29 protein-coding genes are annotated in these 25,293 nt (G+C 70.6%); 23 read left to right on the forward strand and 6 right to left on the reverse strand.

Features of this window, described 5'->3' with window-relative positions; all coding sequences use genetic code 11:
- Position 1: 1 nt before the first annotated feature.
- From nhaA to ACIBLC_RS22940, 3 genes are all read right to left on the reverse strand, one after another.
- Positions 2–1,405 (reverse strand): Na+/H+ antiporter NhaA, encoded by a 1,404-nt coding sequence (gene nhaA, locus ACIBLC_RS22930; RefSeq protein ID WP_399212973.1) that lies wholly within the window; start codon positions 1,403–1,405, stop codon positions 2–4.
- A gap of 246 nt (positions 1,406–1,651) precedes the next feature.
- Positions 1,652–3,652 (reverse strand): acetate--CoA ligase, encoded by a 2,001-nt coding sequence (acs, locus tag ACIBLC_RS22935; RefSeq protein WP_399212974.1) that lies wholly within the window; start codon positions 3,650–3,652, stop codon positions 1,652–1,654.
- 614 nt (positions 3,653–4,266) lie between these two features.
- Complete coding sequence (locus tag ACIBLC_RS22940) at positions 4,267–6,690, reverse strand: SulP family inorganic anion transporter (protein ID WP_399212975.1); 2,424 nt, start codon at positions 6,688–6,690, stop codon at positions 4,267–4,269.
- 334 nt (positions 6,691–7,024) lie between these two features.
- Here ACIBLC_RS22940 and ACIBLC_RS22945 point away from each other — a divergent pair, with 334 nt between their 5' ends.
- Entirely contained in the window at positions 7,025–8,296 is a 1,272-nt protein-coding gene (locus tag ACIBLC_RS22945) for a hypothetical protein (RefSeq protein ID WP_399213185.1), read from the forward strand.
- Here the strand turns inward: ACIBLC_RS22945 and ACIBLC_RS22950 are convergent.
- Positions 8,286–9,266, reverse strand: coding sequence for an ATP-binding protein (locus tag ACIBLC_RS22950; protein ID WP_399212976.1), 981 nt, complete (start codon positions 9,264–9,266; stop codon positions 8,286–8,288). The genes ACIBLC_RS22945 and ACIBLC_RS22950 overlap by 11 nt on opposite strands.
- Positions 9,267–9,367: 101 nt before the next feature.
- Here ACIBLC_RS22950 and ACIBLC_RS22955 point away from each other — a divergent pair, with 101 nt between their 5' ends.
- On the forward strand, positions 9,368–10,192 hold the full coding sequence (locus ACIBLC_RS22955) for an oxidoreductase (RefSeq protein WP_399212979.1): 825 nt from the start codon (positions 9,368–9,370) through the stop codon (positions 10,190–10,192).
- A 487-nt stretch (positions 10,193–10,679) separates the two neighbouring features.
- On the opposite strand, the gene ACIBLC_RS22960 is transcribed toward ACIBLC_RS22955, so the two are convergent.
- Positions 10,680–11,504 carry an HAD family hydrolase gene (locus tag ACIBLC_RS22960; RefSeq protein ID WP_399212980.1) on the reverse strand — a complete coding sequence of 275 codons (825 nt, stop codon included), beginning with the start codon at positions 11,502–11,504 and terminating at the stop codon, positions 10,680–10,682.
- Positions 11,505–12,081: 577 nt separating this feature from the next.
- On the opposite strand from ACIBLC_RS22960, the gene ssd reads away from it, so the two are divergent.
- Both ssd and ACIBLC_RS22970 read left to right on the forward strand, forming a co-directional pair.
- Positions 12,082–13,176 (forward strand): septum site-determining protein Ssd, encoded by a 1,095-nt coding sequence (gene ssd, locus ACIBLC_RS22965; RefSeq protein ID WP_399212981.1) that lies wholly within the window; start codon positions 12,082–12,084, stop codon positions 13,174–13,176.
- Positions 13,173–14,222: a TadA family conjugal transfer-associated ATPase gene (locus tag ACIBLC_RS22970; protein WP_399212982.1), complete on the forward strand. Its 1,050-nt coding sequence runs from the start codon at positions 13,173–13,175 to the stop codon at positions 14,220–14,222. Before ssd ends, ACIBLC_RS22970 begins: the two co-directional genes overlap by 4 nt.
- Here the strand turns inward: ACIBLC_RS22970 and ACIBLC_RS22975 are convergent.
- The gene (locus ACIBLC_RS22975) at positions 14,108–14,509 is read right to left on the reverse strand and encodes a helix-turn-helix domain-containing protein (RefSeq protein WP_399212983.1); all 402 of its coding nucleotides are present in this window, start codon (positions 14,507–14,509) and stop codon (positions 14,108–14,110) included. The genes ACIBLC_RS22970 and ACIBLC_RS22975 overlap by 115 nt on opposite strands.
- A gap of 140 nt (positions 14,510–14,649) precedes the next feature.
- Between ACIBLC_RS22975 and ACIBLC_RS22980 the strand changes: the two genes are divergently transcribed.
- The 19 genes from ACIBLC_RS22980 to ACIBLC_RS23070 all read left to right on the forward strand — a co-directional run bounded on the left by ACIBLC_RS22980 (position 14,650) and on the right by ACIBLC_RS23070 (position 25,290).
- The gene (locus tag ACIBLC_RS22980; RefSeq protein WP_399212985.1) at positions 14,650–14,892 is read left to right on the forward strand and encodes a helix-turn-helix domain-containing protein; all 243 of its coding nucleotides are present in this window, start codon (positions 14,650–14,652) and stop codon (positions 14,890–14,892) included.
- The gene (locus ACIBLC_RS22985) at positions 14,889–15,077 is read left to right on the forward strand and encodes a hypothetical protein (RefSeq protein ID WP_399212986.1); all 189 of its coding nucleotides are present in this window, start codon (positions 14,889–14,891) and stop codon (positions 15,075–15,077) included. The genes ACIBLC_RS22980 and ACIBLC_RS22985 overlap by 4 nt, the downstream gene beginning before the upstream one ends.
- A gap of 83 nt (positions 15,078–15,160) precedes the next feature.
- Positions 15,161–15,940, forward strand: a complete 780-nt coding sequence (locus ACIBLC_RS22990; protein WP_399212987.1) for a hypothetical protein — start codon at positions 15,161–15,163, stop codon at positions 15,938–15,940.
- A complete protein-coding gene (locus tag ACIBLC_RS22995; protein WP_399212988.1) occupies positions 15,937–16,584 on the forward strand; it encodes a hypothetical protein in 648 nt (215 codons plus the stop codon). Before ACIBLC_RS22990 ends, ACIBLC_RS22995 begins: the two co-directional genes overlap by 4 nt.
- Positions 16,581–17,093 carry a hypothetical protein gene (locus ACIBLC_RS23000; RefSeq protein WP_399212989.1) on the forward strand — a complete coding sequence of 171 codons (513 nt, stop codon included), beginning with the start codon at positions 16,581–16,583 and terminating at the stop codon, positions 17,091–17,093. Before ACIBLC_RS22995 ends, ACIBLC_RS23000 begins: the two co-directional genes overlap by 4 nt.
- On the forward strand, positions 17,090–17,458 hold the full coding sequence (locus tag ACIBLC_RS23005) for a hypothetical protein (RefSeq protein ID WP_399212990.1): 369 nt from the start codon (positions 17,090–17,092) through the stop codon (positions 17,456–17,458). The genes ACIBLC_RS23000 and ACIBLC_RS23005 overlap by 4 nt, the downstream gene beginning before the upstream one ends.
- A gap of 70 nt (positions 17,459–17,528) precedes the next feature.
- The gene (locus ACIBLC_RS23010; RefSeq protein ID WP_399212992.1) at positions 17,529–18,122 is read left to right on the forward strand and encodes a hypothetical protein; all 594 of its coding nucleotides are present in this window, start codon (positions 17,529–17,531) and stop codon (positions 18,120–18,122) included.
- The gene (locus ACIBLC_RS23015; protein ID WP_399212994.1) at positions 18,119–18,661 is read left to right on the forward strand and encodes a hypothetical protein; all 543 of its coding nucleotides are present in this window, start codon (positions 18,119–18,121) and stop codon (positions 18,659–18,661) included. Before ACIBLC_RS23010 ends, ACIBLC_RS23015 begins: the two co-directional genes overlap by 4 nt.
- Before the next feature lie 400 nt (positions 18,662–19,061).
- On the forward strand, positions 19,062–19,460 hold the full coding sequence (locus ACIBLC_RS23020; RefSeq protein ID WP_399212996.1) for a hypothetical protein: 399 nt from the start codon (positions 19,062–19,064) through the stop codon (positions 19,458–19,460).
- Positions 19,457–19,696, forward strand: coding sequence for a hypothetical protein (locus ACIBLC_RS23025; protein ID WP_399212997.1), 240 nt, complete (start codon positions 19,457–19,459; stop codon positions 19,694–19,696). Before ACIBLC_RS23020 ends, ACIBLC_RS23025 begins: the two co-directional genes overlap by 4 nt.
- Positions 19,697–19,779: 83 nt before the next feature.
- Positions 19,780–21,123: a hypothetical protein gene (locus ACIBLC_RS23030; protein ID WP_399212998.1), complete on the forward strand. Its 1,344-nt coding sequence runs from the start codon at positions 19,780–19,782 to the stop codon at positions 21,121–21,123.
- Positions 21,124–21,142: 19 nt separating this feature from the next.
- The gene (locus ACIBLC_RS23035) at positions 21,143–21,472 is read left to right on the forward strand and encodes a hypothetical protein (RefSeq protein WP_399212999.1); all 330 of its coding nucleotides are present in this window, start codon (positions 21,143–21,145) and stop codon (positions 21,470–21,472) included.
- Positions 21,469–21,990, forward strand: coding sequence for a hypothetical protein (locus tag ACIBLC_RS23040; protein ID WP_399213000.1), 522 nt, complete (start codon positions 21,469–21,471; stop codon positions 21,988–21,990). The genes ACIBLC_RS23035 and ACIBLC_RS23040 overlap by 4 nt, the downstream gene beginning before the upstream one ends.
- Positions 21,987–22,355: a hypothetical protein gene (locus ACIBLC_RS23045; RefSeq protein WP_399213002.1), complete on the forward strand. Its 369-nt coding sequence runs from the start codon at positions 21,987–21,989 to the stop codon at positions 22,353–22,355. The genes ACIBLC_RS23040 and ACIBLC_RS23045 overlap by 4 nt, the downstream gene beginning before the upstream one ends.
- Positions 22,356–22,463: 108 nt before the next feature.
- Positions 22,464–22,814 carry a hypothetical protein gene (locus tag ACIBLC_RS23050; protein WP_399213004.1) on the forward strand — a complete coding sequence of 117 codons (351 nt, stop codon included), beginning with the start codon at positions 22,464–22,466 and terminating at the stop codon, positions 22,812–22,814.
- Positions 22,807–23,724, forward strand: coding sequence for a hypothetical protein (locus ACIBLC_RS23055; RefSeq protein WP_399213005.1), 918 nt, complete (start codon positions 22,807–22,809; stop codon positions 23,722–23,724). Before ACIBLC_RS23050 ends, ACIBLC_RS23055 begins: the two co-directional genes overlap by 8 nt.
- Before the next feature lie 158 nt (positions 23,725–23,882).
- Positions 23,883–24,257, forward strand: a complete 375-nt coding sequence (locus tag ACIBLC_RS23060; protein WP_399213006.1) for a hypothetical protein — start codon at positions 23,883–23,885, stop codon at positions 24,255–24,257.
- Positions 24,258–24,402: 145 nt separating this feature from the next.
- Entirely contained in the window at positions 24,403–24,810 is a 408-nt protein-coding gene (locus ACIBLC_RS23065; RefSeq protein WP_399213007.1) for a hypothetical protein, read from the forward strand.
- Positions 24,811–25,044: 234 nt separating this feature from the next.
- Positions 25,045–25,290, forward strand: a complete 246-nt coding sequence (locus ACIBLC_RS23070; protein WP_399213009.1) for a MerR family transcriptional regulator — start codon at positions 25,045–25,047, stop codon at positions 25,288–25,290.
- The last annotated feature ends 3 nt before the right edge of the window (positions 25,291–25,293 follow it).

Genomic DNA, 25,293 nt, shown 5'->3' on the forward strand with positions numbered 1-25,293 from the left:
ATCATGCCGGACCGTCGTCCTCGTCGCTCGCCCCGCCCGTCACTTCGGCAAGCCGTCGGTGCTCGGCGGCCTTCCGTTCGTAGATCTCGGCCATCCGCAAGTGGTACGCCGGTTTGTCCTGCTCGTAGATGTCGGGGATGCCGTCGAGGTCGTCGTCGCGCTCCTCGGCCTCCACCAGTCTGCGGTATTTGACGTTACGCAGTTTCAGCAGTGTCCCCGCGAACACGGCCGCGATGAGCGAGCCGACGAGGACGGCAGCCTTGACCTCGTCGGTGAGCAAGGCGTCGCCGTCGAAGGCGAGTTCGCCGATCAGCAGGGAGACGGTGAAGCCGATGCCCGCGAGGGAGGCGACGGCGAAGACGTCCGGCCAGGCCAGGTCGTCACTGAGCGAGGCCCTCGTGAACCGGGCCGTCAGCCAGGTCCCGCCGAAGATGCCGACCGCCTTGCCGACGACGAGCCCGAGCACCACGCCGAGCGTCTCGGGCCGCTGGAAGACATCCCCCAGGACGCCTCCCGAGACCGAGACCCCCGCGCTGAACAGTGCGAACAGCGGCACGGCGAGTCCGGCCGACAGGGGTCGTACGAGGTGTTCGACATGCTCGCCGGGGGAGTGCGGCTCGCCCTCGCGGCGGGTGCAGCGGAGCATCAGACCCATCGCGACACCGGCGATGGTGGCGTGGATGCCGCTGTTGTACATCAGCCCCCAGATGACGAGGGCGAGCGGCACGTACACATACCAGCCGCGTACGTCCTTCCTCAGCAGCAGCCAGAAGACGCCGAGGCCGACGACCGCGCCGGCCAGGGCGGCGAAGTTCAGGCCGTCGGTGAAGAAGACGGCGATGATCAGGATCGCGAAGAGGTCGTCGACGACTGCGAGGGTGAGCAGGAAGGCGCGCAGGGCCGACGGCAGGGACGTACCGATGACCGCCAGGACCGCGAGCGCGAAGGCGATGTCGGTGGCGGTGGGCACCGCCCAGCCGTCGAGGGAGCCGCCGCCGAGGACGTTCGTGAGGGTGTAGACGAGCGCGGGAACCGCCATGCCGCACAACGCGGCGACGACCGGCAGCAGCGCCGCCTTCGGGTCCCGCAGATCTCCCGCCACCAGTTCGCGCTTGAGTTCGATACCGGCGACGAAGAAGAACACGGCGAGCAGCCCGTCGGCCGCCCAGTGCTGGAGCGAGAGGTTCAGGCCGAGTGCGCCCGGGCCGATGTGGAAGTCGAGGACGGTCTCGTAACTGTCCTTGATCGGTGTGTTCGCCCAGATGAGCGCAGCGATCGCGGCCAGAAGCAGCAGCACGCCGCCCACGGTCTCGGTGCGGAGAGCTTCCGCCACGAAGTTCCGCTCGGGCAGGGACAGCCTGCCGAGGAACTTGCGGGTGGTGCTGGGGGGCGCGGGGGCGGGCACGGGGAGACCTCCGGTCGGATGGGCAGCACGAAGCACATGCCGACCAGACTTCCCGGCGCACCATGAGGACCTTGTCGAGTTGTTGACGCGGTAGTCAGCTTACCCAAGGTGTGGCGGGACCTATCCGGTGATCTTCACGGTAGGGGGAAACGGGGGGTTCGGCGCGTTTGCCGGCGAGGTGATCCAGGTGCGGAGGCCGACCCGGGTGTGGGGGCGTGTGGCGCCCCCACACCCGGGAGGGGCCGCTCAGTCCTCGCTCGCCGCCGCCGGCAGCTTCTCCTGGATCAGGTCCATCACCGTGGAGTCGGTGAGCGTGGTGACGTCACCGAGTTCCCGGTTCTCCGCGACGTCTCGCAGCAGGCGCCGCATGATCTTGCCCGAACGGGTCTTCGGCAGCTCGGCCACCGGCAGCACCCGCTTGGGCTTGGCGATCGGCCCGAGCACCGTGCCCACGTGGTTGCGCAGGGCGGCCACCAGCCCCTCGTCCTCGGCGGAAGCCGTCCCGCGCAGGATCACGAAGGCCACGATCGCCTGCCCGGTCGTCTCGTCCGCCGCGCCCACGACGGCCGCCTCGGCGACGGACGGGTGCGAGACGAGCGCCGACTCGACCTCGGTCGTCGAGATGTTGTGCCCGGACACGAGCATCACGTCGTCCACGCGCCCGAGGAGCCAGATGTCCCCGTCGTCGTCCTTCTTGGCCCCGTCCCCGGCGAAGTACTTCCCCTCGAACCGCGACCAGTACGTGTCGAGGAACCGCTGGTCGTCCCGCCAGATGGTCCGCAGCATCGAGGGCCACGGCTCGGTGAGTACGAGGTATCCGCCACCGCCGTTCGGCACTTCCCGCGCCTCGTCGTCGACGACGGTCGCCGAAATGCCCGGCAACGCCCGCTGCGCGGACCCCGGCTTGGTCTCGGTCACGCCCGGCAACGGCGAGATCATCATCGCGCCGGTCTCGGTCTGCCACCAGGTGTCCACGATCGGCGTGCGGTCGGCCCCGATGTGCTTGCGGTACCACATCCACGCCTCGGGGTTGATCGGCTCACCGACCGACCCGAGCACCCGCAGCGACGACAGATCGAACTTCGCCGGGATGTCGTCGCCCCACTTCATGAACGTACGAATCGCCGTTGGCGCCGTGTAAAGGATCGTCACCCCGTACTTCTGCACGATCTCCCAGAACCGCCCCTGGTGCGGGGTGTCCGGCGTCCCCTCGTAGATCACCTGCGTCGCGCCGTTCGAAAGCGGCCCGTACGTGATGTACGAGTGCCCGGTGACCCAGCCGATGTCGGCCGTGCACCAGTACACGTCGGTCTCGGGCTTGAGGTCGAAGACGGCGTGATGGGTGTACGAGGCCTGCGTGAGGTAGCCGCCGGAGGTGTGCAGGATTCCCTTGGGCTTCCCGGTCGTCCCGGACGTGTAGAGGATGAACAGCGGGTGCTCGGCCTCGAACGCCTCCGGGGTGTGCTCCGCGGACTGCCGGTCGACGATCTCGTGCCACCAGACGTCGCGGCCCTCGGTCCAGGCGACCTCCTGCCCCGTACGGCGCACCACCAGCACCTTGCCGACCCCGTCGACCCGGCTCACCGCGTCGTCGACGGCGGGCTTGAGCGCGGACGGCTTGCCCCGCCGGTAACCACCGTCGGAGGTGATGACCAGCTTGGCGTCCGCGTCCTGGATGCGCGTGGCGATCGCGTCGGCGGAGAACCCGCCGAAGACGACCGAGTGCGCGGCGCCGATCCGGGCGCACGCCAGCATCGCGACGACGGCCTCGGGGATCATCGGCAGATATACGGCGACCCGGTCGCCCTTCTCCACGCCCAGTTCGGTCAGCGCGTTGGCGGCCCTGCTGACCTCGTCCTTCAGCTCGGCGTAGGTGATGGCCCGGCTGTCCCCGGGCTCGCCCTCGAAGTGAAGGGCGACCCGGTCGCCGTTCCCCGCCTCCACGTGCCGGTCCACGCAGTTGTAGGCGACATTCAGCCTCCCGTCGGCGAACCACTTGGCGAACGGCGGATTCGACCAGTCCAGCGTCTCGGTCGGCTCGGTGGCCCAGGTCAGCCGACGGGCCTGCTCGGCCCAGAAGCCGAGCCTGTCAGCCTTGGCCTGCTCATACGCCTCCGCGGTGACATTGGCGTTCGCGGCCAGGTCGGCGGGCGGCGCGAACCTGCGCTCTTCCTTCAGCAGGTTGGCCAGGCTTTCGTTGCTCACGACATCTCCCTTTCCCAGGGTGTCCGTTGTGTCCCAGACCACAGCTCATCAGACCCGAGGGCCCGGTGACAAGGGCCGATCCCAAATTGGTTTAGACCTATCGAAGGTGGCGAGCCCTTCAACAGGACGCACTCTTGGGCACGTACGGCCAGACGTCGGGGTTCACCCGGCAACGTGCTCCGGGCCCCGGCCCAGGACCCAGCCGGGATGACCCCATGGAGGCAGGGGAGGCAGATCCCACGCAGGGGCGATCCACGACGCCTTCGCCGTAGTGGCACCTGATCCGCAGTTCTCCGTCAGGCCGTGGCCTCCTCCGCGGTGACGCCCCGCGTGTCGGTAAGCGGTGGCGCCCCGCGTCCCGGTAAGCGGCGAGGCTCCGCGTTCCGGTAGGCGATGATGCTCCGCATGCCGGTGAAGGCACCCGTTCCGGCGAGGACGAGTCAGCCCCCGCACGGCGGACCACCACACGCAGATGATCGACCCGTGGTGCACACCCGTCACCCGCGCGGCCCCTGTCGAAGCGGGCCGCGCACTACGAACAGGTCGCGCGTGACACGGAATGAGGTCAGGCGCGACGGCCGGACAGGTCAGGCGCGACGGCCGGACCGGTCACGCGCGATGGCCGGACCGTTCACGCGCGGCAGTCGGCGGACAGCTCACGCGGGATGCCGCAGATCCTCCGCCGCACTCACGTGCTCGAACAGCTCGGCCCCTTCGTGGCCGGCCAGCAGATACGCCTGCGCCTCGCCCACGTGGAAATACATCCCGTGCAGCTCGAGCGCACCCTCTCGCAGGGCCCGCGCCACGGATTCATGCGCCCGCAGATGCTCCAACTGCTGCACCACGTTGGTCAGACAGAGCTGCTCCACGGCGTCGGCGGGCGCCCGCCCGGCCAGCCGCGCCCACGGCCGGTCCTTGGTGGCCATCCGCTCCAGGCTCGGCAGCCCGTGCCGCAACCACCGCTTGAGCGGCGTCATCGCCCCTCCCGGCTCCGCGTTCATCAGGGCCTGCATCGCCCCGCACCCGGAGTGCCCGCACACCGTGATGGACCGCACCTTCAGCACGTCCACCGCGTACTCGATCGCCGCGGCCACCGAGTCGTCCCCGCTCTCCTTCCCGGGCAACGGCACGAGGTTGCCCACATTCCGTACGACGAAGAGGTCGCCCGGTCCGCTGGAGGTGATCATCGACGTGACGAGCCGCGAGTCGGCACAGGTCAGGAAGAGCTGTGACGGTCGCTGGCCTTCTCTGGCCAGCCGCGCCAGCTCACCCCGAACCAGCGGCGCGGTGTTGCGCTGGAACGCGCTGATTCCGCGCGCAAGTTGGTGCCCACTCCGGCTGCCCGCTCCGGAGGGCCCGGTCGCGTCAGCCGGTCCACCGGGCCCGCCCGCCCCATCTGGTCCACCAGGTTCGTCCGATCCGCCAGGACGGCTTCCTGGAGGTGTCGGCTGGGCGCTCGCGGAGGGCTCGCAGTGGTGATTGCGCCACGGTGTCCAGGGCCGGCAGCGGCAGTGTGCGGAGCTCGCGGGCTCGGTGATCCGGGTTCCGGTCCGCCCGGTGAGCTCGACCGTGCCGCCCTGCGCGCAGTGCGCGTTCTGCCAGTCCTGCAGTGCCTCGTACGCCGCGTGGTCCATGAACGAACCGTCCAACTCCACGACAGCGCTGGATCCTTGGGGCAACTGGTGCAGGACGCGGCTGAGCCGCGGCACCGCGAGGAACGTCAACTGGCCTCGTACGTGTACGTAATGGGTTCCTCCCTCTTCCTCGTGGGTGATGCGGGTGCGGGTGAGGCGGTGCAGGGCGACGCCGACGGCCACGGAGACCCCCAGGGCCACGCCCTCGAGCACTCCGACGAACACGACGCCGAAGGTGGTGACGGCGTACACCAGCACCTCACGGTGGCGGGTGACCGTGCGGATGTGGTGCAGGGACACCATCTGGATGCCGACGGCCATCACCAGGGCGGCGAGTGACGCGAGCGGGATCAGCTCCAGAATCGGGACCATCAGCAATGCGGCAACTACTACGAAAACGCCGTGCAGCATCGTGGAGTTCCGGCTCACGGCGCCGGCTTGCACATTCGCGGAACTTCGTACGGCGACCCCGGCGACGGGCAGTCCGCCGAGCGCGCCGGAGGCGATGTTGGCGGCGCCCTGGCCGAGCAACTCCCGGTTGAGGTCGGCACGGCCCACCCGGGTCTGCGACGCCGACCGCCGCGTCACCATCTTGTCCACGGCCACGGCGCCGAGCAGCGACTGCACGCTGCACACCAGGGTGACGGTGAGAACGGCGGCCACGATCCCGAGGACCGGCCCCTCGGGCAGCCCGGCCAGCGCGTGACTGCTCCAGGACGGCAGTTCGACCTTGGGCAGGGTCAGCCCCGCGAGCGAGGCGGTCGCGGTGGCCCCGGCGACCGCGACGAGCGCGGCAGGGACCTTCCGCAGCAGCCGGCCCGCTCGCCCGGGAATTCTCGGCCACGCGAGGAGAAGAACCAGAGTCAGCGCGCTCATCGACACCGCCGCGGGGTGGACGTTCGCCAACTGCTTAGGCAACCCTTGGATGTTGTCGAGTACGGAGCTCTGCGGAGTGCCGCCCAGCACGATGTGCAGCTGGGCGACGGCGATGGTCACGCCGATGCCGGCGAGCATGCCGTGCACGATCGCGGGGCTGACGGCGAGCGCGGTACGCGCCACGCGCAGGTATCCCAGGCCCAGTTGGGCGATGCCGGCGAGGACGGTGATGGCGCAGGTCGTGCGCCAGCCGTAGAGATGGATGAGCTCGGCGGTGACGACCGTGAGCCCGGCGGCGGGCCCGCTCACCTGGAGTGGCGAGCCGCCGAACCGTCCGGCGACCAGTCCGCCGACGGCGGCGGCCACGAGGCCGGACTGGAGCGGCGCGCCGGTGGCGAGGGCGATGCCCAGGGACAGCGGCAGGGCGATCAGGAAGACCGCGATCGAGGCCGACAGATCGGCGCCCGCGATACGGAATCGGCGGGGCGGGGTCGGCGGGGGGCTGTGGGGCTGGTGGATGCGCTCGGGCCGAGTCGAGTCGGCGGCGCGGGTGGGGACGCAGGCAGACATGGTTCCCGTCTCCTCCGGGGCAGCGCGGTCGCGGAACAGGTGATCCCCCGCCAGGGAGGCGGAGGGCGGGTCGCGGCCGTGGGTCACGGCGTGCAGCGGCGGGATTACAACGCTCGGTAAACGGATCGTAATGCAGAGTAAAGGCTTTGTGCGGAAAATGGTGGCAAATGGGGCATTGGATCACTCTCTGGAGTGAAGCAAGTATTTGATCGGCTTGTCGTACTTATTTGGTCTGAGCCTCGTGCGATCTTGGCGGGACTGTCAGCTTTAGCCGCATATCACCCAGAACGCGCAACCAGCGTTGCCCAGACTGAAGGAAGAAGGCGGGCGGATGATGGCCGTCACCCAGAGGATCGCCGCGGGCGTAGCACTCGCCGCGGCCTGCGCCACGGCGCTCGCCGGTTGTGCGCTCGACTCCAGCGGCTCCAAGGAGGGCACGCACGGTGCGAAGAAGGCGGCGGGAGCACCCGCGCCCAAGAGCGCGGTCCGCCTGATCGGCGACGGCTCCACCGCTTTCACCGGCGCGCAGCCCCATCTGCCACGCCAGGAGCGGCTGAAGCCCGGGCAGAAGCCCCCGCAGTTCGTGATCTTCTCCTGGGACGGCGCCGGCGAGGACAGCCAGAAGCTCTTCTCGCACTTCCGGAAGGTCTCCAGGGCCAACAAGGCCACGATGACGTACTTCCTGAGCGGCGTGTACATGCTCCCGGAGGACAAGCGCGACCTCTACAACCCGCCGCAGCACTCACCGGGCAGCTCCGAGATCGGCTTCAACGACGCGGCGGGCATCGAGGAGACGGTGAAGCAGCTGCGCGGCGCGTGGCTGGAGGGCAACGAGGTCGGCACGCACTTCAACGGCCACTTCTGCGGCGCCCAGGGCGGCGTCGGTGACTGGTCGGTCGCGGACTGGAAGGACGAGATCGCCCAGGCGAAGTCGTTCGTGAAGTCCTGGAAGTCCAACACCGGTATGAAGAAGGCGTCTCCGCTGCCCTTCGACTACGACAAGGAACTCATCGGCGCCCGCACGCCGTGCCTGGAGGGGCAGAAGAACTTCATGCGGGCCGCCCGCCAACTGGGCTTCCGCTACGACACCAGCGGTGTCAACGACCAGGTCTGGCCCAAGAAGAAGGAGGGCCTGTGGGACCTGTCGATGCAGCTCGTGCCCTTCCCCGGGCACTCCTACGAGCAGCTCACCATGGACTACAACTTCATGGTCAACCAGTCGGGCACCACCACCCAGGGCGACCCCGGCAAGCACGAGTTCTGGGGCGACCAGATGCGTGACGGCCTTCTCGAGGGCTTCGACCGCGCCTACGACGGCAACCGCGCGCCGCTGATCATCGGCAACCACTTCGAGTCCTGGAACGGCGGCACCTACATGCGTGCCGTCGAAGAGGTCATCGAGCGGGTCTGCACGAAGTCCGACGTGCGCTGTGTCTCCTTCCGGCAGCTCGCCGACTGGCTCGACGTCCAGGACCCGGCCGTCCTGGACAAGCTCCGCGGCCTGAAGGTCGGCGAGAGCCCGAGGCAGGGCTGGGCGTCCCTCCTCTCGGGCCGCCCCGCCCCGGCCCCGAAGGGCGTCCCGGGAGCGCCGGCGGTCAAGCCGTAGCCACCAGCCCCTCGCCGAGAACGAAGCCGGGGTCGACCTGCGCCGCCAAGTCCGCCCCGGTCCTCTCGTTGCCCCAACTGGTCGCGTTCTTCAGGTGGAAGTGGACCATCTGGCTCGTGTAGAGATCCCAGTCACGCAGTTCGTATCTCGCGTCGGCGGCGTCGTGCAGGGTGCGCAGCGAACGGCGGTTCGCTTCCTCCAGGAGCGCGAACCGGGGCGAGCGGCCCTTCTCCATGGAGCGCACCCAGTCCGAGTGCCCGACCGTGACCAGAAGGTCGTCACCGACTTCGGTGCGGAGGAAGTCGATGTCGTCCTGGCCCTGCACCTTGTTGCCGACGACCTTCAGGGCGACGCCGAAGTCACGCGCGTACTCCTTGTACTGGCGGTAGACGGAGATGCCCTTCCGGGTCGGCTCGGCGACGAGGAACGTGATGTCGAACCGGGTGAACAAGCCGGACGCGAAGGAGTCCGAGCCCGCCGTCATGTCGACGACGACGTACTCGCTCTGGCCGTCGACGAGATGGTTCAGGCAGAGCTCCACTGCACCGGTCTTGGAGTGGTAGCAGGCCACTCCCAAATCGGCCTCGGTGAACGGGCCGGTGACCATCAAACGGATGGCACCCTCGTCGAGTTCCACCGGCCGCGCACAGGCGTCGTACACCGGATTCTCCTCGTGCACCCGCAGCAGTCGCGACCCCTCGCCGGGCGGGGTTGTCTTGATCATCGTCGCGGCGGACGTGATGCGGGCGTTGGTGCCGCGCAGGTAGTCCTTGATCAGCGGCAGCCGTTCGCCCATCGCGGGCAGCCCGGCGGCGACCGACTCGTCCAGGCCCAGCGCGGCTCCCAGATGCTGGTTGATGTCGGCGTCCACCGCGACGACCGGGGCCCCGGAGGCCGCGAGGTGGCGGATGAAGAGCGAGGACAGCGTGGTCTTGCCGCTGCCGCCCTTCCCAACGAAAGCAATTTTCATGTTCACAAAGAGTAGTAGCGCGGTCGCCCTGGGTGCACCGCCCGCGTGAAGAACACCACTCCATCGTGGGGTGGGGCACGGGAGTGCGTAATGTCGTACTCATGAGTACGACAGGCGCGACCGCCGATCCGCTCGCGGCCCTGGGCTCTCTGCCCGGGGTGGCTGACTCCGTGGAGTCCGTACGCAAGTTCGTGGACCGGGTCTACGGGCACCGGATCATGCGGCGCCGCAGCAACGAGATCACGTCCGAGGCGGCGCTGCGCGGCGCACGCGGATCCGCGGCGCTGTCCGGAGCCGACTGGGCTCTCGAAGAGGTGCGCCGCCGTACCGATTTCAGTGCGGACATGGAGGGACGTACGGTCGGCGCGGCGCTCCGACTGACCGCCGAGGCGGGCCAACTGCTGTCCATCTGGCGGCAGTCGCCCCTCCGGGTGCTGGCCCGGCTGCACTTGGTGGCGGCCGCGGACAAGGGTGACCAGGTCGGGCGTCCGCGCCGGGACGGTGAACCGGTGGACGAGCCGCTCATCGAGCTCCCGCTGCCTGACGCCGACGAGGTCGCCGGCCGCCTTGAAGGCCTTTCCCAGCTGGTCATCGCGGGCGGTTCGGCCCCCGCCCTGGTCACGGCGTCAGTGGTCCACGGCGAACTTCTCTCGCTGCGCCCCTTCGGCTCCCACAACGGCCTGGTGGCGCGCGCGGCCGAGCGCATCGTCCTGATCGGCAGTGGCCTCGATCCGAAGTCCGTCTGCCCGGCCGAGGTCGGTCACGGCGAACTGGGCCGCGCGGCCTATGTGGCGGCCCTGGAGGGCTATGTCTCCGGTACACCCGACGGGATGGCTGCCTGGATCGCTCACTGTGGCAAGGCGGTTGAGCTGGGTGCCAGGGAGTCGACGGCCGTCTGCGAGGCGCTTCAGCGCGGGGCGGCGTAGGCCTCGGGGGTACTGGAAAACGCCCTCTACGAAGAGGGCGGAAAACTCCCTGAACAGGGGTGCGGCGGTACGAGGTCTCGTACCGCCGCTGGCATGTTCACCCGGTTACCAAGCGTCCTCGAATATTGCCCATCAGGCCGGGAACTGTGGCCCGTTTCCTGGTGCGGCTGGCCCGTAATCGACGGGTCGACGTCGCGTGGGTACCCGGTGTTCATGCGCGGTCCGTGGGGCCTCGGTTGCGTTTGAAGGTAATCCTTTCGGATGTCCTTGGTCTCGCGGGCCGTTAAACCCTTTGTACTCCAGGTCCTGAGGAAGCGGAACCCCTGAGCGCACATCTTTACTTTTAGGGCCAAACAGAACAAATCGGACGACGGTGTGCCGCTCGCGCACGCGTGACGTGAGCGGACGGACCGTACGCCGACCGCTGCTCCCTCGTCGTGGTGCCGATGTGTGAGCTGTGGCCGGGCATTTGTCGTCTGTGCTGTGGTCACACCACCGTCGCGCGTCGTCGGCTCGCATACCAGACGAGTCCCGCCGTGGCCGCCGCCGCTCCTATCGCGGCCGCCGCGACCAGGGCCGGACGTGGCGGTGTGGACAGCCGCTGCTTCAGTCGGACCGGGCGGTGGAAGTCCAGAATCGGCCAGGAGCGGGCGAGGGCCTCGCGTCGCAGCGTGCGGTCCGGATTCACCGCGTACGGGTGGCCGACGGATTCCAGCATCGGCAGATCGGTCGCCGAGTCGCTGTAGGCGTAGCACCGCGAGAGGTCGTACCCCTCGGACTCCGCCAGCTCCCTGACCGCCTCGGCCTTGGTGGGCCCGTAGGCGTAGTACTCCACCTCTCCGGTGAAGCAGCCGTCCTCGCCCACCACCATGCGGGTCGCCACCACGCGGTCGGCGCCGAGCAGTTCGCCGATCGGCTCGACCACCTCCGCGCCGGACGTGGACACGATCACGACGTCGCGTCCGGCCGTGTGGTGCTCCTCGATGAGGGACGCGGCCTCGTCGTAGATGATCGGGTCGATCAGGTCGTGCAGGGTCTCGGCGACGATCTCCTTGACCTGTTGGACGTTCCAGCCGCGGCACATCGCGGAGAGGTACTTGCGCATCCGCTCCATCTGGTCGTGGTCGGCGCCGCCCGCCAGGAACACGAACTGGGCATATGCGGTACGCAAGGCGGCCCTGCGGTTGATCAGACCGCCTTGGTAGAACGACTTGCTGAACGTGAGTGTGCTCGACTTCGCAATGACCGTCTTGTCCAGATCAAAGAAGGCTGCTGTGCGAGGCAAGGAGTGGTTTTCCACGAGCCTGAGCATAGGCGCCCACCATTCGGCGTAAGGTGAGGCGCGTGGGTTTGCCTGAGAGGGCTCTCGGGTACACCATGGAAGTCACGGATCGTTCGCGACCGTGCTAACCCGGTCTGGCTCCTCCCCCCCCCCGAGTCGGACCGTGGGGACGACCCCCGCTCTCCCCCCCGGCGGGGGTCGTCGCATGTCCGGATGCGTTTTCTCCGTCTCTTGCGTGGCCCTCAAACTCTTCTGTCGCGGCTATGGCCGCGCTTTTCGCATGCCCATGATCCGTCACTGTGTGTAGCGAATGGGCTGCTCTGCGGGAGCCGCTGAGGGGTCACCGGTATGGGTGAAGGCGATATTCACAGGCACTGAGTTGTCCACAGAAATCGACCAAGATCCACACGATTTCCCGCATCACTGCACCTTGATTCCAGTGCGCTCTGCTCGCGGCGAGTTCATGGCCGGTTCAGTTTGTCGGGCGCGTTTGGCCGGTTCGTATCGGCCGTTCATATGGAGGCCGGTTGCCGGTTCTCCACACAAGTGGGAATCAGCGGGGCGGTAGAGGGCCCCGCGAAGGAAGCAGCGAAGGGGGCTGGAGATCGTGGCGGGAGCCATCACAGACAACCGGCCGTCTGCCGCCGAGGGGCGGCAGGGCGGACCGTTGATCGTCACGGAGGACGCCGTACTACTGGACGACCTGCTGCGTCTGTGCGCGGCGGCGGGCGCCAGGCCGGAGGTCCACCACGGGGTGCCGGATCGCAGGGGCAGCTGGGAGTCCGCGCCTCTCGTGCTGGTCGGCGACGATGCCGCGCGGCGGGTGCGGGGGGCCGTGCGCAGACGCGGAGTCGTGTTGGTAGGCCGGGATCAGGACGATTCCGGCGTCTGGCGGCGCGCGGTCGAGATCGGCGCCGATCACGTCCTGATGCTGCCCGATGGCGAGCAATGGCTGGTCGACCGCATCGCCGACGTGGCCGAGGGAGTCGGCCGGCCCGCGCTCACCGTCGGAGTCCTCGGCGGGCGTGGCGGGGCCGGAGCGTCCACGCTGGCCTGCGCGCTCGCCGTCACCTCGGCGCGCGAGGGACGCCGCACCCTCCTCGTGGACGCGGATCCGCTGGGCGGCGGACTCGACGTACTCCTGGGTGGAGAGGCGACCGAAGGCCTGCGCTGGCCGGCGTTCGCCGCCTCGCGCGGCCGGGTCGGCGGCGGCGCTCTGGAGGAGTCGCTGCCCGAACTGCACGCGCTGCGCGTTCTGAGCTGGGATCGCGGCGACTCCGTGGCCATTCCGCCACAGGCCGTACGAGCGGTCCTGGCCGCAGCCAGACGGCGCGGCGGCGCGGTGGTCGTCGACCTGCCACGCCGCATCGACGAAGGTGTCGCCGAGGCCTTGGCCCAGCTCGATCTCGGGGTACTGGTGGTCCCCGCCGACCTCCGCGCCATCGCGGCCGCCGGACGCGTCGCGTCCTCGGTCGGCATGGTCCTGCGCGATCTCCGGGTCGCGGTGCGCGGACCGTATGCCCCTGGCCTCGACGACCGCGAGGTGGCACGGCTGCTCGGGCTGCCACTGGTGGGTGAAGTGCCCGCCGAACCGCCGCTGTTGGACGGCGGCGTGCCTCCCGGGGGATTCGCGCGAGGGCCACTCGCCCGCTTCTGCTCGGCCTTCTGGCAGCGGGTTCCGGTGGAAGGCGGGGGCGTATGAGCTGGGACGCGGCTCCGGGGATGGACTGCGGCGCCGGACTTGGCGGGAGCGCGGGCCTGCTGGACGGCGTACGGCAGTGGCTGGCGGAGAGCGGCTCCGAACCCACCCCCGCGCGGGTGGCACAGGCGCTGCGCGAGCAGGGGCGGGTGCTCGGGGACGCCGAAGTCCTCGGTGCGGCCGAGCGGTTGCGTTCCGAACTGGTCGGCAGCGGCCCGCTCGAACCCCTGCTCGCCGATCCGTCGGTCACTGACGTACTGGTGTCGGCGCCGGACCGGGTGTGGGTGGACAGGGGCGGCGGTCTGGAGCTGACTGCCGTCTCGTTCGCGGACGCGGCGGCGGTGCGGCGTCTTGCTCAGCGCCTCGCCGCGGTGGCCGGGCGGAGGCTGGATGACGCCCGGCCGTGGGTCGACGCCCGGCTGCCGGACGGCACACGCCTGCACGCGGTGCTGCCGCCGGTGGTTGTCGGCTCGACCTGTCTGTCCCTGCGGGTCGTACGGCCACGTGCGTTCACGCTCGACGAGCTGGTGGTGGCCGGGACGGTACCGCCGGGCGGGGAGCGGGTGTTGCGGGCGCTGCTGGAGGCCCGGCTGTCCTTCCTGATCAGCGGAGGAACAGGCTCAGGCAAGACCACCCTGCTGAGTGCGCTGTTGGGTCTCGTCGGCCCCGGGGAGCGGATCGTTCTCGCCGAGGACTCGGCGGAGCTGCGGCCCGACCATCCCCACGTGGTGCGCCTGGAAGGGCGGCCCGCCAACCAGGAGGGTGTCGGGCTCGTCGCGCTCCAGGACCTGGTCCGGCAGGCCCTGCGGATGAGACCCGACCGGCTCGTCGTCGGTGAGGTGCGGGGGCCGGAGGTGGTGTCACTCAATGGTGAGCACGCACCAACACTTCATACCGTGACAACCCCAGGCCAGAACCACGGCCTGGGGTTTGCCTACGCGCTGCGCTGTTCGCCGAGCCCTCGGGCTTTCGCCTCGCGCAACATGTCGACGATCAGCCTCCGGTGCTCCACGTCGATCGGCATCTCCCATGCCGTCCGCTCCAGCTGATCCGACATGTCCGCGTAAGGACGCTCGGGTTCCGGTGGCGGAAGAGGCTCGAGATCTGAGCCGTCTCGATATGCGCGTGTGAGCGTTCCCGGCTTGAGCTGGAGTGCTTGTTCCCAGGTGGCCCGTTTGCTGCGGCTGATAGTTGCGCGGCCGCGCTCGGCTGAACTCACCGACGTGACCGTGATCCCGATGAGGCGGGACACGGCGTCCTGGGTCAGGTCCAGATCCTCGCGGCGCCGAGCGAGCTGCTGCCCGACTTGGTGGGGGGCGTCATCTGAGGGTGTCACGACAGGAAGTTACTCCTTCGTTCTGGAAAAAGTCTAGAACTTCACTGCGTTACCTCAAGCAGTCTCTCTGTAGTTGCGCACTCTTGTGTTTCTGTTGAGCAAGACTTGTATAAGACTTACATGCGTGCTTGTATCTGGGCATGCCACTTCTCACCAATGGCGCCGGGCTTCGCGAGCGGCGCGAACTCAAGGGCATGACCCTGGCCGAGTTCGCTCGCAAGGCGGGCTACAGCGTCAATCACGTCAGCCAAGTTGAGCTCGGCAGGAGTAACGGCGGGCTCCGCTTCCTCCGTACGGCCGCCGACATCTTCGACTGCGGCATCGAGGACCTCACCAAGGGCTCTGTCCCCCGCCGAAAGTCGCCTGGGAGTGCGGCGGCATGAGCCGCCGGATCTGCCTGACCCCCGATGAGGCGTTCGAGGCGGGGTTCGCGGAGCTGTGCGAGCACCGGCTCGGGCCGGAGACGTGCCCGCAGTGCCGCCTGACGGAGGCCGAGATCGGACGCCTGGTCGTGCTGCTGCACGGCGCTGCCCGCGCCTCGGCGCAGTCGACCACGACGGCCGCCTGACCACACAAGACGGGGCCGCGCCGGCTGGACCCCGGACAGCGACCCCTCGGCACTACCTCACCCACTTACCGAATGAGGAGACCGTGAACGCATCATCCCACCCCGGCCCGTTGCCGGATGAGAGCATGACCCGCTCCTACGACGCACTCACTGTCGAGGCGATCGCTCAGAGCGCGGTCGACCAGGCGCAGGCCGTGACCCGCGCCGAGCTACAGGACCCCTCGTCCGCGGCCTGGTTCTACGACCGGTACAGGGCCGTCGCTGCCCTGTGTGACGGACGGCCCCTTCACCACATGCTGAGCGTGGGTGAGGTTCTCGCGTCGCTGGATGGCCGGGTGCCCACCACGATGCCGCTCACCATGACGTGGGACGGCGTCATCTCCGGCCCCGCCGGTGATGGACCCGGCGAGGCGACCCTCGTCGCGTGCACCACCTCCCGCGGCGGACAGACTGCCCTCGCCCTCACCGTCGAGGAGCGTCTCGCCCTGGGCGGGCAGCTCCTCGCGACCCTCCACACCGCCGAGGCCTGCCTCACGCCCGGCTGCGGCACCCCCGCTGACGAGCTCGACGCGTCCGACCCCGAGATCTGGGGCTGGATCTGCGCCGAGGTCGCCGGGGTCGAGGGCCCGGCGCGCTGGTGGTCCTCGGCGGCGTGCCTGCATGCGGCGATCGCCGCGGCGGCCGCCGAACTCGCCGCCGTCGACGAGGCGGTCGAGGCCGACCTCGTGTACCTCGACACCCAGCACGGGGAGGGAGCGGCGGACGAGTACCTCGTCCAGGTTGCCGAGGCCTCCGAGGTGGCGCTCGAGGACGAGCGCGGCCGCGACGCCGACGAGCCCGAGGACGGAGACGACCTCCGGTGAAGAGTGTTCAGGAGACGTACCTCGGCTGGGAGCAGCCGAGGCACCACCGGGGCTGCACGCAGACCGGGTTCGCTGTCGACTACCGGGTCAACGACGACGTCCCGCGCTATGGGGGCGGCTTCGGCGAGGAGAAGCCGGCGCACAGATGCAAGGACGAGCACTGCGGCCACCGCAACTCGTTCGCGGAGATGGTGGTCCGGATCGTGTGCCGCTCCTGCGGGGTGGCTGAGGTCATCACTGGCGAGAAGACCCCGGACACCGGCCACGGCAGCACCAGCACGAAGAGCCTCGGCTACGGCCTGCTGGCGCGTCGCGTGTCGGGCCTGCTGCTGTGGCCCGGAGACCCGTGGCTGTCGATCGGGCGTGCGGATTCCCCGGAGCCGCACGACTTCCTCGTCACCCGGCCCGGCGTCAAGCAGGTCACCGAGCCCGACGTGGTCGGGCAGATCACACAGGGCCGCGGACAGCGGGGCGGGGTGATGTGGGCGGCGAACGCGGTCGCGGCCAAGGACGGACAGTACGGCGTCCTCGGCCGCGTCAAGTGGGCGCACGCTCGCGATGACCTCAAGACGCCGACGGCCGCCGCGAAGTGGATCGCCGCGACGCTCGTCGAGACCTCGATCCCCGCAGGGGGTACCGCGTGAGCGCCATCGAGGAGACGGACGCCGCGGCGGCGGCTGCCGGGAAGAGCACCCGGCTGTCGCTGGGCGAAGCCACCCGGCTCACGCTGCCGCAACTGCCGTACGGGGACGCCGTACACGCGGCGCTCGCCGAGCTGGAGTTCCTCCCCGACACGCTCGACGTCGGGGTGCGCACGGAGACGATCGAACGTCCGCACCGGGAGCTCTTCTTACGGCTCGAGTGGCTGCCCGGGAACGAGGGCCTCATCCCGCAGGCCGTGCGGGCGGACGGGTTGATCTTGCAGTGGTCGCACCTGGCTGGCTGGTCGCTGCGTACCGGTGACGACCTGGTCGACCTCGTGCGCCTGGCCGAGCTCGCCGACCCGGCTGTCGTCGCCGACGTCGCGATGCATGCGGGGCTGTACGGCGTGCGTTCCATCGGCGAGCGGCCCGCCACGGGCGCCCGCTGGTCCGAGGCGGACCACCTCGACAGCGCCCTGGTCCAGTACGACGAGAGGCTGGTGATCTGGTGACCGCCATCGAATGGCTCCTCGCGTTCGGTGTCCTCGTCGCCTTGGCTTGGCTGATCGGGGCCGCCGCTGACACGGAGGTCGGCTACCGGGTTACCGACCGCGTGGGCACGGCCGTTGACGCGGCCCGCCGGACGTGGGCCTGCATCTGGATCGCCAGGCGGCTCAGTGCCGCAGTGGACAGGTTCCGTCGGCGGGAGCCGGAGCCGGAAGCCGCGCCGCCTCCGCCGCTGGAGCCGCCTCCACTCCTGCCTCCGCTCCGGCCGACGGCGTTCCGGATGCACATCGACATGGACGCCGGCACGGCCGAGGAGACCGCGGTCCTGGGCACCGCCCGCCACCGCCGTACGGCCGGGCGCACCACCTGATCTCCGGCCGGGCGTGCCGTGCCCTGACACCCGGCACGCCCGGCCGGGCACCAACCACTGAGGAATGACAATGCGTCGCACTGAGGCGATGAAGATCATCAGCCGTGTACTGCGCCAGCCCAGCAAGGACATGGCCCAGGCGGACATCATCTACGGCTACCCCATCTCGTTCGTGCAGGGCGCCGCAGAGGGGCCCAGGCCCTGGGGCATGGAAACCAGCATGCTGGCCCTGCGTATCGCGGCCGAGCTCCCGCTCACCGACGAGGCGGACCAGCCGCTGAGTCCGCTGGCCCAGGCCGAGGACGCCAAGCGCCGCCGGGACATCGTGGGCGAGCTCGCCGCGCTGAGCCAGGGTGACGCCGCGCTGACGTCCGCGCCCTGGTACCCGCTGCGCCCGGGCGACCTGGTCCACGTCGCGTACGAGCAGGCGGGCCAGATGGCCGCGTTCGGCGAGACGTACCTCGTGGGCGACGCGGGCGACGGCCTGCTCTCCATGCAGCTGCTCGCCCACACGTGCCCGGACGCCGAGCCCGACGGCATGGTCGGCTGCTTCGCGGTCGAGTCCGCTGACTGCCCGGTGTACGAGGCCTGGTTCGAGGCCGGGCCGCAGCGGCTGACGATCGTCCGCGACGGCCGCCCCGTCCACATCGGTGGCGCACGGTGAGCCCCGACTCGGCGCGCATCCTGCGCCGTAAGCGGGTGGCCGAACTGCGCCAGGCTGAGCCGGAGTTGAGCCACCGCGATATGGGGCTGCGCCTCGGCATCTCGAAGGACACCGTGCGCCGCGACCTCGACGACCTCGCCGCCACGGCGGCGCAGTCTGCGACAGGTGACGCGGTCGGCGCTGAGCTGGTGGCGCAGAGTGCGCCGCAGGTCAGTGAGGGTGGCGCACCGGGGGTGGCGCAGGATGCGCCACGGCTGGAGCTGCCGCGCCGGATGGTGGGTCCGCTCGACGGGATCGACGTGCGCCACGCGGCCGCGCTGCGCCGCGACCTGGCCATCCTGGCGCAGACCGGCCGCAGCCCGGAGGGCATCGTGCATGACGCGGTGCTGGAGATGGCGCGCCACTACAGCAGGGCGCTCGCTACTGGCGCACTCCCGCCCGGGCGGCCGTTCGCCGTCATGGCCATGGAGTTCAGGGCACTGCCCGCCCTCGACGACCCCGCGGCACCGTCCGGCCTGCCGCCGGGCGAGGGCGCCTGAGACCGGGTCCGGCCGCTCGGCCGCTCACCCCCCCTCGGAGGGGCGGCCGGACCCACCCCCATCACCGACCCGTTGTAGATCGAGGTGGCTGATGTATCGCACCTGGCTCCTGCTGTCTCTGCTTCTGCTCGGCGTGGTCCTGGACCACCCCGGCGCGACGGCGGCCGCCTCGACCCCGCCCGCTCTCGCGGCCGCCCGGTAGTGCCCATACCCGGCTGGATGCTCGCGCGCCGGCGCCGCCGGGGCGGGTGCGACGTGCCCTCGCCGCCCCACGAACTCACCTACGCCCGGTTCTACCCCTGCGGCTGGCGCTGCGACCGCCACAGCCCCGCCGCGTACCCGACGGGGCCCGCTGCGGCCCGTCCCTCCCGCCCGTCCGACATCACGACCAGGAGTACCGATGCCTGAAGCATCTGCCAGACCGACGCCGCGCATCATGGTCACGGCCCGGCGTCCCGCCCCGTCCGAGCCCGCGGCCCCGTACGACCGCCGCGCGTGGGAGCGGGCCATCATGTCCGGCGGCGTCCTGCACTCGAACGCGCGGCTGGTCGCCCTGGCCCTCGCGCATCACGCCGGCGAGAGCGGCCACCTGCCCGCCGGGCACGTGCAGGACGCCCGGAACCTCACGCGGGACTGCGGGCTCGACGGGAAGTACGTACGTCTCTCGCTCACGTACCTCGAGGAGCTCGGCTACATCGAGCGGCCCTCCATCCATGGCTGGCGGGAGCCGCAGCCGCGCCCGGTGACCCTCACGCTGCCGGCGTCGTACCGGCCGCCGAATCCCGGGACCCGACCATGACCGGCCCGGCCCGCCAGTTATCGATCCTGCCCGACGACCCGCCCGCCTACGGCGGACCGCCGGCAGTGCCCGCGGTCCCGATCCGCACCTCCGGCCAGACCGAGTACTCGGTCCAGTGCACCGGCCCGGGCGGCTGCGGCGAGCACCACCGGCACGTCAGCACGGGCATCAAGTCGGGCCCGTGCGGCGCCGAGTACACCGTCCCCCTCGACGAGGGCGACACCGACACTTCCTAGGACACCCGTTGACCCGTGCGCCCGCACCCCGCGAGCCCCGCCACGAAAGTGGTGGGGCCCGTGGTGCTGGCCGCGGGCAGTGGGTGAAGTACCCGCTGCGCCTGGTGCTCGACGCCGCGGCGTACGCGGACGCCGACACCAAGGTCTACGGCAAGGTCCGGGCCCTGGCGCGCGGCCGCGACTGCGAGGCCTCCGTCGCCCGCCTCGCCGAGTTCACCGGCCTGTCCGTCTCCACGGTCGAGAAGTCCCTCACGCGCCTCTCGCGGCCCGCGCCGACCGACGGCATCGCGGAACTCACGCGCCGCCAGCGCAGCCACCGCGTGACCGGCACCGGCCGTACGAACGCCCGCACCTACCGCGCCCTCGACGACAGCGAGCGGTTCGTGTGCGCGCCCGTACGGGCCGCCGACGCCCTGCGCGGCACCCTGCACCGCCTCTACCTCCTCCTCCGCTACACCACCCTCGTCGAGAAGCGGGAGATCACCCTCGCCGAGATCGCCACGGTGCTGCGCCACCACGGCGGCAAGCACGCCGGGCAGCCCCTGCACGAGGGCACCGCGGCCCGCCTCCTCGACGGACTCGAGGAGGCGGGCTGGATCACCCAGGACAAGAGGGCCGGCTACCGCGGCCGCCACACCATCACCGTCCACGACGACCCTGTCCGCCCCGTCGACGAGCCCGCGCCGACACCGGACGGACCCGGCGCCCCGGCCAGTTCGACTCCCGATGCTGAAGGCGGGGCGGCTCCCGATCTTGAGGGCGGGGCCCCCGCGTATAAGGAAGACCTAGAACTGAACGACCAGGGAAAAAGCACGGAGGCCGGTGGTTCTTTCCGCCGTAGGCGAGATGACCGTAAGTGGGTCGCGGCCTCAAGTGACCGCCCGGTAACACCAGTTGTCGCTCCCGCGACGTTCCGGCCCGGCGTACGCCCCGCAGGGCGCCCCGCGTACGCCGGACCGCCGCTCACCATCAGCCCGGACGCCTGGGAGCTCCTGGCGCCCGTCCTGGCCCCCGTGCAGGACCTTCTGCCGGACGTCAACGCGTTCATGACCCGGCGCATCGTCCGGGAGATCCTGCGGCAGATCCGCGAAGGCATCTGGCCCGAGGACATCCGCGACCAGGTCGCCCGCCTCCGACGCTCCACCGAGGACATCCGCGACCCCGGCAGCTGGCTCCTCGGCGCCGTCCTGCCCGAACGCCCCGGACCCTGCGGCCGCCCCGACTGCCACCACGGCTACATGCGCCACACCGGCGCCCCCTGCAAGGCCTGCGCCGACACACCCAGCCGAGGCACACCGGCCCGCGGCCGCGGACACCCCCCACCCACCGCACTCCAGGAATGCCCCGGCTGCGCAGCCCCCTTCCGCCCGCCCCTGCGACATCCCACCTGCCGCCTCTGCCACACCGAGTTGCCGACCGGCACCTGACCCGAGAGGACCCCGTGCGATGCCCTACACGCGCCCCACCCCGCCCAACGGCCCCGGCCGCTGCCCCAGATGCGACGCCGCCGTCCTCTGGTGCCTCAACTCGAACAAGAACACCCAGGCGATCAACGCCCAGCGCGTCGGCTACGGCAACCAGGCCGTCCGCCAGGACGTTGCCGGTCGCTGGCACGTCCGCCAGCTCACCAAAGCCCGCCCGTCCCTCGAGGGAAGCGAAGCCCTCCACTACCCGCACGCCCCGACCTGCACCGCCGCGCCGCCCGTACAGACCCCACGCCGCCTCTCCGCTACCCGGGTCCGCAGCGGCGTGCGCCCCGTCAGGTGGCAGCGATGACCACCCCTGAGAGCACCATCGCCGATCTGCTCCGTGCGGGGCTCGGCACCCGGGAGGTACGCGCGCAGACCCGCGCCGACTACGGCCGCATAGCCCGCATCCGCCGCCGGTACGGCATCCCCGTCCCGCGGCAGCAGCCACCCACCCGCAGCATCGCCGACGCCCTCGCCCTCTACGCCGAACCCCACGGTGACGGCCACCTGCGCTGGACCGGCCCCACCCGGGGCCGTACTCCGCTCCTCCTCGCCGAGGGGGAGCGCGCCAACGCACGTGCCGTCACGTTCAGCCGCCACTGGGGCCGCCAACCCGTCGGCTACATCCGCACCACCTGCACCGCACCGGGCTGCCTGGCCGGTGCACATCTCGCCGACAGCCTCGCCCGCACCGCCGCACGGCACCCCGACCCCACCGAGGCCATCACCCACCTCATCCAAGGCGGCGCCGGCGACCAGGAGATCGTCACCCGCCTCGGCGCCAGCACCATCAGCCGCCTCCGCCGCACCGGACGGGCCTCATGACCCAGCACGCACCCCACGGCCACCTCGGGGTCATCCAGGACGCCATCGAGAACTGGTGGATCACCGCCGACCCGAGCAAACCGCTCGACACCCCCGACGCCGCCCGCCAGGTCGAGGAGCAGCTGCTCCACGCGGGGTTCTACATCGCCCCCTACACCCGGAAGAAGCCCATGACTGCCCCCCGGCCCCGCCGCCGTACCGTCGCGGCCTCCATCGCTCTCGCCGCGACCGTCGCGGCCGCCACCCTCGCCGCCGCCCTCACCGACCGCTGGTGGCCCGCACTCCTCGGCGCTGTCGTCACCGCCGCCTTCACCAACGAGGCCATACGCACCCTCGCCCACCGCCGCAACTGGACCCAGCCTTGAGCCTCGCGCGCGCCCATATATCGCGCGCGTGAACGCAGGCGCGCGCGAGACGTATCAGCCACCTACCCGCCAGTACACATGACCGCCCGCCACCGTACGGAGACCCTCATGGCCGACCCCACCGCCGAGCAGTTGCAAGAGCTCCGCGACCAACTGCGCGCCGAGATACGCGAGGCACACGGAACCCTCAAGGACCTCCGCGCCGAGATCAAGACCGCCCGCGAGCTCGTCCCGCTCCTCACCGACGAGGCGTTCTCCGCCGAGGTGGCCAAGCAGCTCGGACAGCTGGAAGAGGTGACCAAGGACGCCATGGACACATCCGTCGCCCGGGTCACTGCAACGTTCGACCAGCTCCGCGACGTCCTCCTCGGGCAGGACCGACAAAGCCGACGGCGAGGCAGGACCCCGATCCCCGACCTCCTCAGGGGCCACCCGCCGGTCGAGGCCGACCGTGAGTAGCTGCCTCGTGCCCGCCTGCGGCCGCGGACTGCGCCCGGACGAGGCGCACCGCGCGGCATGCGGCCGCTGCGAACACCGCATCCGCGGCTGGCTGCGCGAGCTCGCCCGCCAACTCCCGCTCCTCCAGGCGTCGTTGCAGCACGAGCGAGGCGCCACCCAGGGCGGCCCCCGCGGCGGCCGCGCACACGCACCGCTCCCCGTACGCGGCGACGTCCTCACCCTTCTCGGCCCCGCCGCCCCCGGCCCCGTACGCGACCCGTCCGGCGACCAGGGCGGCCCCGTGCCGATCCACGCGCTCATCCGCGCCTGGGCCGAACTCCTCGCCGACGAGCGCGGCCGGCCCCTGCCCCGGCTGCGGCCCGGCGAGACGTACGGCGGCTACCTCGCAGCCCACCTCCCCTACGCCCTCACCCGGCCCTGGATCGCCGAGCTGCACCAGGAGCTCGCCGACCTCATCCGCCGCGTACGCGCCATCACCCGCACCGAACCCCAGCGCCGCCCGAGGCCCGCACCGTGCCCAGGCTGCGGCGCCTTCGGCCTCGTCCAGGAGGACTGGCAGACCTACATCGACTGCACCGTCTGCGGCCAGCTCCTCACCCCCGACGAGTACACCGCCCACGCAGCACGCGTCATGCCCGCCCTCTACCGCACCGCCCTGCTCATCACCGTCCACGAGAGGATCACCACCATGACCACACCCGACCGCGCCACCGTCCGCGTCCTCCTGCTCCACGGCGACCAGGCCGAGATCGTCGCCGACGCGCCCTCCGAGGAGCGCGCCGAGCCCGCCCGCTACCCGGCCGCAGAGATCGCCGACGCCCTCGGCGTGCCCGTCGCCCAGCTCCCCGGCACGCGCCTCACCGCCGCCGTCGGAGACGACGACCGACTGTCCGGCTGGCAGCGCGCCTGACACCGCCAAAGGGCCCCCGATCTGCACGAATCGGGGGCCCTTTGATCGCCCACAGGTGTTGCAATCCACTAATCAAGTGTTGTAAAGTACTACTCATGAGGGAGGGGCTGCGAACCCCGAACTCTGATCCATCTCAACTCAACAGTGGAAGGACAGTCATGGCTGATCATGACGACGAGGTCATGGGCGAACTGGCCCACGCGATCTCGACGGTCTACACGATCCTCGTCGACGTCTGCGGGATGCTCCCCGTGCCGATCGGTCTCCCGACCGACCAGCACATCCCCGCAGCGGACGCAGTCCCCGCAATCCGGCGGGTCACTGAACTGGCAGGCGAGCAGCCGATGGGCGACCTCCAGGCGATACAGCTCTACAGCGGCTGCATCCACCTCCTGGCCGCCATCGACCTCTACGCACTCTGTGCAGCGAGGTACCACGACACCAGGGCCGAAGGAGCCAGCGCCAACCTGCTCCACGCAGAGACCGCGCTGACGACCCTGGCTCGCTGGCTGGTGATCAACGAGGCTGACTGATCCAACGACCGCCCCCGGCACCCAGCCGGGGGCGGCCCCACTGAAGACACGAGACCGGCAAGGGCCAGGCCGAAACCTCGGCACGAAGCGCCGTTGCGAAACCCTCACCGGTCGATCCATCCCTCTCAAGGAAGGACAGACCCTCATGGTAGTCCGCACCCCCGAGACCGTCGCCGAGATCGCCCAGCGCACCGGACACCCCCTCACCACCGTCCGCAACACCTGGACACGACACCCCGACTGGCCCGCCCCCCTCACGCAACGCCGCGGCCGCTGGAAGCTCTACGACCCCGCCCACGTCGACACCTTCATCCGCGACCACATCGAGCGCCAGGAGCCCGCCACCGACCTCGAACCCCACCGCCTCTACACCGCCCAGGAACTCGAGGCCGCCGGCATCGGCATCAAGGCCGCCACCATCCGCGCCGACCGCTCACGCGGCCGCTGGCCCCAACCCGACGACACCAGCGACGGCGTCAACCGCTGGACCGGCCACACCGCCGCCCAGGCCCTCGACGGGCGGCGCGGGTACCGCCGCAGCCGCACCGCCTGATGTCACACCCCCGTGCCAAACTGGCGGCGCTCCAGGCTCAGATCGGCCGCTTCACGCGGAGTCACGACCGCCCGCCGCGCACCTGACCGCGGCGGGTCGTCGCGTTCCTGCTGGACAAAGATCGCCACTTAGCGCAACACTCGTGTCAACCGCACACGTGTGCCCATACGGAACCCTCACAGCCCCTGACCACTCCGGTCCGGGGCTGCGCTCGTCCCGTGGGGAGGCCGCGCCATGGCAGGACCCCTCTACACCGCCACCGAGGCCGCCGAGCTCGCCACCGGCTGGCGCCAGGCCGTCAGCATCGGCACGGCCACCGTCACCGCCGCCACCATCCGCTCATGGGCCCACCGCGGCCACCTCGACCCCGCAGGCCTCGACGACCATGGACGGCCGCTGTACGACCTCGCCGACCTCGCCCGGGCCGAGTACGCCACCCGCGGCCGCGCCCTACGCCTCGTGGGCATCGGCAGCCGGTAGGCA

This window comes from Streptomyces sp. NPDC050535 (assembly GCF_044457665.1).
Taxonomy (GTDB): Bacteria; Actinomycetota; Actinomycetes; order Streptomycetales; family Streptomycetaceae; genus Streptomyces.